The organism is Seohaeicola nanhaiensis (genome assembly GCF_042654245.1).
Classification (GTDB): domain Bacteria; phylum Pseudomonadota; class Alphaproteobacteria; order Rhodobacterales; family Rhodobacteraceae; genus Seohaeicola_A; species Seohaeicola_A nanhaiensis.
Map to the genome: position 1 here is coordinate 180,570 of NZ_JBHSGI010000004.1, position 9,057 is coordinate 189,626.

Below are 9,057 nucleotides of genomic sequence, written 5' to 3' on the forward strand. Positions count from 1 at the left end.
TGAAGCAAGCCCGTCAGCGCACGCAGCGCCGGCGATCACGCCACACTGGCCTGGCGCCGTGGCGCTGAGGGCGCCCTCCTTGTCCGCCTTCCTGGTCCGAATGAACTTCACAGTTTTCGCCTCCGAGGCGTGTGGATTTTCCACTAGAGGCTTTGGGGATTCTGGCGTCGCCTTGAAGGTAGCAGCTCGGACTTTCCGCTCATCCTTTTGCTTGCGAGCAAATTCGGCGACACTGTCAGGAAGAGCTGAGGTGGCCCTGCGGATGCTTAGAACACCATGAACAGCATCAGAGTTCCCCTTTCGAACCGCCTTTTCGGGGTTCTCGGAAAGGCCCAGATCGACGACGCCTTGTTTCGAGCGTCATAAAACCTTCACTTGCCGCCAGCCCGGTATTTCATTATTACGTGAAAAATGGAAAAAACGATCTCCAACCAACTGTCCACTCTCGGCCACCCCCAAAGGCTGGCCATATTCCGCTTGCTGATGCGCCGCTATCCGGACCGGGTTCCGGCCGGCGAACTGGCGGCAGCGCTGGAGGTGAAGGCGAGCACCATGTCCACCTACCTGTCTGCATTGACGAGGGAGGACCTCGTGGAACAGCAGAGGTTGAGGACGTCGCTTCTCTACTCCATCAACATGACCACGGCGCAACGGCTGTTCGGATACCTATTCAGCGATTGTTGCCGTAGCCGCCCTGAAATCTGCATGCCCCTTAGCGCAGGATCCTCTGTCATGACTGATCGCAAATACAACGTGCTGTTCGTTTGCACCGGAAATTCTGCCCGGTCCATCTTCGCCGAAAGCCTCCTTCGCAAACTCGCCAACGACAGGTTCAACGCCTATTCGGCCGGGACCAAACCACAGTCCGAGCTCAATCCGTTTGCCTTGCAGGTCCTGAAGGACAAAGGGCACGACATCTCAAGCCTGCGATCCAAGAACGTTTCAGAGTTCAGTGTTCCTGACGCGCCGGCTCTGGATTTCGTCTTCACCGTCTGCAACCAGGCTGCAAACGAAGAGTGCCCCGCATGGGAAGGACAACCGATCAGCGGCCATTGGGGCATGCCTGACCCGGTCAAGGCCGAGGGCACGGATGCCGAGAAAAGCTTGGCCTTCCAGCACGCATACGGCGCCCTGAAGCGTCGGATCGAGGCGTTCGCTTCGCTGCCGATGGAGAGCCTCGACCGCATCGGCCTGCAATCGGCGGTCGACAAAATTGGTCGCATCAGTTCGGAAATGCCCGCATGACGACCTACGCACTGAACGGTCTCGGCCGTATGGGTAAACTTGCCCTTCGCCCCTTGCTGGAAAGAGGTGCCAAGATCGCCTGGATCAACGATGCCGTCGGCGATCCGGAGATGCATGCACACCTGCTGGAGTTCGACACCGTGCATGGCCGGTGGCAGGCGGACTTTGCGCATGACGTCGACAGCGTGACCATCAATGGCACGCGGATCCCCTTCATCGGGACGAAATTTCTGACCGATCTGCCGCTGGAAGGAGTCGATGTGGTAATCGACTGCACTGGCGTCTTCAAGACCGAGGCCAAGCTCGCCGCGTATTTCGAAGCAGGTGTGAAGAAGGTCGTCGTATCCGCTCCTGTGAAGGAAGGCCGGACGGCGAACATCGTCATGGGGGTCAACCACGAGACCTACGATCCGGCGCAGCACCGTATCGTCACCGCCGCGTCCTGCACGACGAACTGCCTCGCGCCGGTCGTGAAGGTGGTGCACGAGACCTTCGGGATCAAGCATGGCTCCATGACGACGATACATGACGTGACCAACACTCAGACCATCGTCGACCGCCCGGCCAAAGACCTGCGCCGTGCACGGTCCGCGCTGAACTCGCTGATCCCGACGACCACCGGGTCGGCCACGGCGATCACGCTGATCTATCCGGAGCTCAAGGGCCGCTTGAACGGCCATGCCGTCCGGGTGCCGCTGCTGAACGCTTCGCTGACCGACTGCGTGTTCGAGTTGGAGCGCGAGACAACGGTTGAGGAGGTCAACGCCGCGTTCCAAGTCGCTGCGAATGGTCCGCTGCAGGGCATTCTTGGCTACGAGACGCGTCCGCTGGTGTCTTCCGACTACACCAACGACCCGCGGTCCTCGATCATCGACGCGCCCTCGACCATGGTGGTCAATGGCACCCAGCTGAAGGTCTACGCCTGGTATGACAACGAATGGGGATATGCCTGCCGTCTGGTGGACGTGGCGCTGATGGTCGGGGCCTCATTGTGAGCGACCGGCCGGAAGGCCTGTCGGCCTACATCGCCGTCACGGCGGCCTACTGGGCCTTCATGCTGACCGACGGGGCGTTGCGGATGCTGGTGCTTCTGCACTTCCACACGCTCGGCTTCAGCCCGGTGCAGCTGGCCTACCTCTTCGTCCTCTACGAGGTAGCGGGGATGATCACCAACCTGACCGCCGGATGGATCGCGTTGCGCTTCGGCCTGACGTCGACGCTCTACGCCGGACTCGGGTTGCAGGTGCTGGCCCTGATGGCGCTGGCACAGCTAGATCCGGGCTGGAGCATCGCCGTTTCCGTCGCGTTCGTGATGTGCGTGCAGGGCTTGTCGGGGGTGGCGAAGGATCTTGCCAAGATGTCCTCGAAATCTGCAGTAAAGCTGCTGGCTCCTTCGGAGAGCGGAGGGCTGTTCCGTTGGGTCGCCGTGTTGACGGGATCGAAGAACGCGGTGAAGGGCGTCGGCTTCCTGCTTGGCGCGGCGCTGCTGGCCGGGGTGGGCTTCGACTGGGCCGTGCTGGCGATGGCCCTTGTGCTGGGGGCGATCTTGCTGGCCGTTGTGTTGCTCATGCCGTCGGGTCTGCCGAAAGGGAAGAAGGGCACCAAATTCTCCGAAGTCATTTCGAAATCCGCGAACGTCAACTGGCTGTCGGCGGCCCGCGTGTTTATGTTCGGAGCGCGGGATGTCTGGTTCGTCGTCGGCATTCCAATCTACTTCTACGCCGTGCTCTCCGACGGGACCGAAGCGGGCAACCGCACCGCGTTCTTCCTGATAGGGACGTTCATGGCGGTCTGGATCATCCTTTACGGGATGGTGCAGGCCAGCTCCCCGAGGATCCTGCGCGCCTCCACGCGGCCGGAGGGCGAGCTGATCCGAGCAGCCCGCAGCTGGGCCTTCGCGCTCTTCGTCGTGCCAGCCGCGCTGACCGTCGCGGTGGCTCTGTCACCCGCGCCCCAGACTTGGCTCACGGCGACGCTGGTTGTGGGCCTTCTGATGTTCGGCGCGCTCTTCGCGGTTAACTCATCGCTTCATTCCTACCTCATTCTGGCGTTCTCAAAGTCCGAACGGGTCACGATGGACGTGGGCTTCTATTACATGGCCAATGCAGGCGGTCGACTGATCGGCACGCTTCTCTCCGGCCTGACCTACCAGATCGGCGGGCTGACCCTCGTCATGGCGACGGCCGCGACCATGGTTTTACTGGCGGCTTTGACCTCGGGTCGCCTGACAGATCAGGCAAATGAGGTGACGGCATGACCGTGGGGTTGGCGATCTCCACGGGCCAACCTAGGTCCGATCCCCCGCAGCCTGACACCTTCATCTAGACTTCAAGTAACCTGCCGAGTGGTGCACGCGAACCGGACGGTCCGTCTTGCTCTGCCTGCTGAAAGCTGGACCGTTTGAAGCTGGAGTTTTCGGCTGAGCTTTCCTGGCTGGGAGAGGAGCGGAAACGCATGAAGGCATCGAAGTTCACGGACGCTAGTTGGCGTCCTTCCCCGCCTCAAGCCAGGTTTGTTTGGCAAGACCCAGCGGTGTTAAGGGCGAGGGCAGCAGGCTTGCCCTCTCAGCTTTCGGTGGCGGGCAGATAGATCAAGCCGATGTAGCATTCGAGCCGGGGCACGGACAGCGCGCCGCGCAAGCCCGGCACGAGGACACGGCCTGGCCAAGGCAACCGACATCGCGCGATTGCGTGACTCGGTTCGGAATGAGCACTGAGGTAGGTTAGGCGGTGCTGGAGACACAACAGCTGGAGTCAATCATTCCGGCGCGGCAAGACCTGACGCGCAACCATTCCGAGGCCACCGACCGCGAGATCGACCTCGCCATCCGGGACCCTGATCCGCGAGGAATTCGAGGTCGCTGAAACGCTGCTGAAGTCGCATCGCGCCGATCTCGTCGCCAGTGAAAGGCTGCTGATCAAGCGGGAAACCGTCACGTCCAACGATTTCGCTCCGCTGCGCCGCCAGGCCAGTTCCACCCTGCGGCAGCAGTTCGGTTCTGCATGGAAAGGCGGCTCTCACGCCCGGCCCAGACCCGGCCAGAGCAGGAATCCCGCCAGTCCGGAGCCGAAGGCCGCCAGCGTGGCGGCGCCGAAGGGAAGCCAGAACCGTCGTGGACCCAGCACGGCCGCCAGACTCAGCCGCGCCAGAGCGTTCAGAGCGACCGCCGCGCAGACCGAGGACGCGGCCGCCCGTGCCGCAATACCCTGATCCATCAGCCTGAGCGAGGTCAGCGTGGCGACATCCACATCGAACAGGCCGGACAGGGCCGAAGCTGCCAGCGCGCTCGAGCTTCCGAACCGGTCCGAAAGCGCCGCGCCCAGTACCGAGACCGCACCGAAGAAGACGGCGAAACCGACCAGCGGAAAGAAGTCGAAGGGGTTGCTGGCCGGCCCCGCCGCGGCTTGGGCCACCCGCCGTCTTGCCAGCAGGGTGGCGCCGGCGACAGCGAACACGACGGCGGCGGGTAGCAATGCCGGAAGCACCTCGGGAAGGGCGCCGAACCCAACGATGGCGGTCAGGGCGATGACCCTGAGCACCGAGACCATGCAGGCCAATATCGACGCCCCGGTGCGTTCCGCCAGATACTGCCCGTCCGCAGCGCCCCGGGCCAGCGCGACAACGGTCGCGGTCGAAGAGACCAGGCCGCCCGCCAACCCGCTGATCATCAGGCCGCGCGCCGAACCCAACACGCGCACGGCAATATAGCCTGCATAGGAGATCGTTGCCGTCAGAACGGTCAGAAACCACACCTCCCAAGGGTTGAAGCCGCCCCAGGGATCAAGCGCGCGATCCGGCAACAGCGACAGACCGATCATCGTCATGGCGCCAAGTAGGATCGCCGAACGGACCTCGACCCAGGAAAGATGCTGGATGAAGCTGTGAAGCGCCGCCCGGCTGGCGAGCAGGGCCGCGACCGTCGCCCCCGACGCTGCGGCGATGCGATAGTCCCCCGCGACGGCCAGCGCGCCCAGCGTGAAAACCGACAGCGCGGCAATCGCGGACGTAACGCTGAAATCCCCGTCGTGGGTGGCCTCGCGCAGCTTGAACGCCCCGAACACCCCGGCAAAGGCGAACAGGCCGGCAGCGAGTAACAGTTCCGACCCGAGGGGTTGCGACAGGGCCGCGGTCAGACCGCCAAGCAGCCCCGCAAGGCCGAAGGTCCTGAAACCCGCCGTTCGGCTTCCTTCTGCCGCGTCGCGCTCCCTCCAGCCGCGCTCCAGCCCAACTAGCAGCCCGATGGCGAGCGATAGAGCGATCCGGAATGCCAGTTCATCCGCATAGAGTTGCATTCGGCAGGTCTCCCCAGCAGCAATAAGGTCCGGGAACACTCCGAGTAGTGACCGTATCGCTTCCATCATGCGAGCGTTAGCTGGAACCAATCGAGCTGGCAATGATCCGGATCAAACGTAGAGCACCGTGGGGTTTTGCGGGTTTTCAGACCTAGGGTCAGGATGCATTGATTTCAGTCGTCCTGCGTGATTCACGGCTCGAAAAACGGAGTGGTGACATGAGCGACCTTTACTGGCTGACCGACGAGCAGATGGCCAAGCTTTCCCCTTTCTTCCCGAAGTTGCATGGCAATCCGCGGGTCGATGACAGGCGGGTGTTGAGTGGGATTATCTTCATCAATCGCAATGGGTTGTGCTGGCGCGATGCTCCTGCCGCTTACGGCCCGCACAAGACGCTCTATAGCCGGTGGAAACGTTGGAGCGAGAAGGGCATTTTCGCGCGGATAATGGCCGGGTTAGCTGCGGAACACGGTGAGCGAAAGACCGTGATGATCGACGCGACATACCTGAAGGCACATCGAACAGCGACCAGCATGGCCGCCAAAAAAGGGGGCGCGGTCGCTTGATTGGTCGAACAAAGGGCGGCATGAACACAAAACTTCACGCCGTATGCGACAGCCAGGGGCGACCGATCGACCTGTTCGTCACCGCCGGGCAGGTCAGTGACTACATAGGCGTGCGGGCGCTGCTCAGCAGCCTGCCAAAGGTCAAATGGTTGCTCGGGGATCGCGGCTATGACGCGGACTGGTTCCGGGACGCGTTGAAGGACAAGGGGATACGCGCCTGTATCCGCGGCCGAAAGCAGCGCAAGACGCCGGTCAGATATGACAAGCGCCGCTACAAGCGGCGCAACCTGATCGAGATCATGCTCGGCAGGCTCAAGGATTGGAGGCGCGTCGCTACCCGATACGACCGCTGCCCCAAGGTGTTTCTCTCGGCCCTCGCCCTCGCCGCAACCGTCATCTACTGGTTATGAATCCTGACCCTAGCCCAAACCCCGTCTCCTGTCATTCTTGAGCAACTGGTCAAACTGACTCTTGAACCGTTTCAAAAGGGCCTAAAAATAACCAATCAGGGTCTTCAGTTCCTTGTTTCCCCCAGGGCGGCGGCGTCTCTGGCATTGATCTTCAACGAACTGGCGACCAACTCCGCAAAATACGGAAGCCTCACTGACAACGGGGCACTCGACATCGCCGCGCATGAGATTGATCAGGACTGGATTCTCATCAGATGGAGCGAACATGGTATCCAGATCACAGATACGAACACCGGCGAAACGGGCTTCGGCAACCAGTTGCTCGATTTCACGACGCGCGACATAGGTGCGGAACTGACCCGTGACGGGGAAGGCAGGACCCTGACCATCGACATCAAGATTCCGCGCAATGCGCTGGAGATGTCCGAGTGAAACTCCTCCGTCTGACGCCCTGCAAGGGATGACCCCGGCTGGCCAGGCCGCGAACGGAAGAGCTCACCAGATGGCGCGAACTCCCCGTCGCGCGACGGATCGGCAAGCGTATATCCCGGGCGAACGGTGGCGATTTGTCAGTCGCGGGCACTGCAGTAGTTCCAATGCTGGAACGAGTGCCGCCTTGCCGGGGAACTGGCCAGCAAATGCAACGTTGGATATTTTGATCGGGCACGCTCCCTCGATCGAAATGGAAAACGACCGGACCGATATGACAGGACCCAGAAAGGAAAACACATGGCCGACAAGCGTCTCTCCGATAAAATGGAAAAAGCTCTTAACGCGCAAATGACGCGCGAGGCATTTCAGGCACAGGTCTATTTGGCATATGCCTCCTGGGCAGAAGTGAACGGATATCCGGGGATCTCTGACTTTCTCTACAAGCATTCGGTAGAGGAACGGCAGCACATGTTCAAATTCCTGAAGTACATAAACAACCGGGGCGGCGAGACGAAAATAGAAGCGCTCGATGCCCCCTCTGTCGCACCCAAGGACATGCGCGATTGCCTGCAGGGCGCGTTCGATCACGAACTGAGCAACTCCAAGTCTATCTACGATCTCGTCGACATGGCCCACGAGGAAAAGGACTGGGCGACGTTCAACTTCCTGCAATGGTTCGTCAAGGAACAGATCGAAGAAGAAACCCTGATCAGCGACCTTCTGGACCGCTACACTCTGGCTGCAAACAAGAAGAACGAAGCCGATCTCTACACGCTCGATCGCGACACCGCCAGCGCGATGCAGGAGGCCACCGTTCCGCGCGAGGAAAGTCTCTGATCGGTCGTCAATTCAGGCGCGGACCACTCTGCCGCACATCTGAGAAAGCGACCTGTCTGTTATTGTGCCGATATGGACTTTACCCTGCCCAGGGTTTGGAATTTTGCCAAACCCTGGGCAGGCTCTTGATGCCCTCCGCGTCGCGGCACCGGACGTTCGGTCGGCAGTGGTCAGCCATCAGCATCCGAAGCGTCCGGCCATCGGGCCGGCGTCCACTCCCGGTGATCGCACTTTGCGCACTCATCCGGGGTGATGGTCTGACCCTTCGGCAGCACATAACCACACCGGCGACAGGCGACCCTGCCTCGGAATGTTGAACCGGGCGTCAGAGTTTCCGGTGGCGCCACATCCCATGGCGGTTCGATTGGCAGGCCAGGCGTTTCCGCCTTTCGCTTGAATGCCGAGAAATTCCCGCTTGTCTCAAGATAGGCGGCCTCGATTTCGCCCAGGCTGCGAAATCCCCTTTCCCTCAGGGCTTCGAACAGTTCATTCTGACCGAGCTTCAGGCGTTGCAGCACCCGAACGTTGATCACGCCGTCCCGGACCACTTCCAGGGCCATTCCATCCATGGCCCGTTCCACCTGGGTGGATTTGAAGATCATCACATCCAGACCCTTGTTGATGAGAATGACCATCGTGATGACAAGAAGTGCGTGAAACAGCGGCACCTCGGGATAGAACAGCGCATCACCGACTGCAGATCCCAGAGCGATAACCAGGAGGAATTCCACCACGGACATCTGCGCAATGCCGCGACCGCCGATCCAGCGGATCATCAAAAGGGTGTACGCATAGATGACACAACAGCGGAAGACGATTTCAAGGTAGAACAGCGGCGGGTCGTCGCCAAGGAACATCCGCACAAGATCGAAGGGTACGACGTGATCATCCATTTTGCTTTTCACCTGTCGCAGAGGGTTCCTCCCCCCTGCCCCTGAAAACCCAAGCTGCGCGTTGTCCGAACCCTGTCTGAGGGTGGTCAACCGACCGCTAATGTCTCCGCCAGAGTCGATGTTCTGAACGGGCCCTCAGGACGAGCGGCCCGCGATAGAGATCGAACGCGCCCGCGGCCCTCGCAGCCGGCGGTCTCACCCGTAACGCATCCCCTGCCCTTTCCTCATGTGCTTCGGCGGGATCCGGTCCGCGCTTTTTGCGCCCGGTCTGCCGTAGGCTTTTGCGCCTTCAACTTGCCGGCGTGAAAGATGTTCCGTAACGGCCCGATTGAGGCCGCCTGCCTGACGAAGGCAGCGCGAGCTAAGACACGTGCATAAAGAC

Annotated in this window: 8 protein-coding genes; 6 read left to right on the forward strand and 2 right to left on the reverse strand. The window is 61.1% G+C overall.

The genetic code is table 11. The features are described from left to right. Nucleotides 1-411: 411 nt before the first annotated feature. Genes ACFO5X_RS07230 through arsJ form a run of 3 tightly spaced genes read left to right on the forward strand, consistent with a single transcriptional unit; the run spans nt 412 to nt 3,502 of the window. Entirely contained in the window at nt 412-1,245 is an 834-nt protein-coding gene (locus ACFO5X_RS07230) for an arsenate reductase/protein-tyrosine-phosphatase family protein (protein WP_380716613.1), read from the forward strand. Next, entirely contained in the window at nt 1,242-2,240 is a 999-nt protein-coding gene (locus ACFO5X_RS07235) for an ArsJ-associated glyceraldehyde-3-phosphate dehydrogenase (protein WP_380716614.1), read from the forward strand. The genes ACFO5X_RS07230 and ACFO5X_RS07235 overlap by 4 nt, the downstream gene beginning before the upstream one ends. After that, a complete protein-coding gene (gene arsJ / locus ACFO5X_RS07240; RefSeq protein ID WP_380716615.1) occupies nt 2,237-3,502 on the forward strand; it encodes an organoarsenical effux MFS transporter ArsJ in 1,266 nt (421 codons plus the stop codon). Before ACFO5X_RS07235 ends, arsJ begins: the two co-directional genes overlap by 4 nt. A 760-nt stretch (nt 3,503-4,262) precedes the next feature. Here the strand turns inward: arsJ and ACFO5X_RS07245 are convergent. Continuing rightward, the gene (locus ACFO5X_RS07245; RefSeq protein ID WP_380716616.1) at nt 4,263-5,537 is read right to left on the reverse strand and encodes an MgtC/SapB family protein; all 1,275 of its coding nucleotides are present in this window, start codon (nt 5,535-5,537) and stop codon (nt 4,263-4,265) included. A gap of 218 nt (nt 5,538-5,755) precedes the next feature. On the opposite strand from ACFO5X_RS07245, the gene ACFO5X_RS07250 reads away from it, so the two are divergent. The 3 genes from ACFO5X_RS07250 (at nt 5,756) to ACFO5X_RS07260 (ending at nt 7,782) form a co-directional block, all read left to right on the forward strand. Further along, nucleotides 5,756-6,513, forward strand: a protein-coding gene (locus tag ACFO5X_RS07250; protein WP_380716617.1) for an IS5 family transposase whose coding sequence is annotated in 2 segments (ribosomal slippage) — nt 5,756-6,092 and nt 6,092-6,513 — 759 coding nt in all. Because the reading frame shifts where the segments join, the coding sequence is not laid out codon by codon here. A gap of 144 nt (nt 6,514-6,657) precedes the next feature. Then, a complete protein-coding gene (locus tag ACFO5X_RS07255; RefSeq protein WP_380716618.1) occupies nt 6,658-6,945 on the forward strand; it encodes a hypothetical protein in 288 nt (95 codons plus the stop codon). Nucleotides 6,946-7,242: 297 nt separating this feature from the next. Continuing rightward, complete coding sequence (locus ACFO5X_RS07260; RefSeq protein ID WP_380716619.1) at nt 7,243-7,782, forward strand: ferritin; 540 nt, start codon at nt 7,243-7,245, stop codon at nt 7,780-7,782. A 170-nt stretch (nt 7,783-7,952) separates the two neighbouring features. On the opposite strand, the gene ACFO5X_RS07265 is transcribed toward ACFO5X_RS07260, so the two are convergent. Further along, a complete protein-coding gene (locus tag ACFO5X_RS07265; RefSeq protein WP_380716620.1) occupies nt 7,953-8,675 on the reverse strand; it encodes a DUF421 domain-containing protein in 723 nt (240 codons plus the stop codon). Nucleotides 8,676-9,057 lie beyond the last annotated feature (382 nt).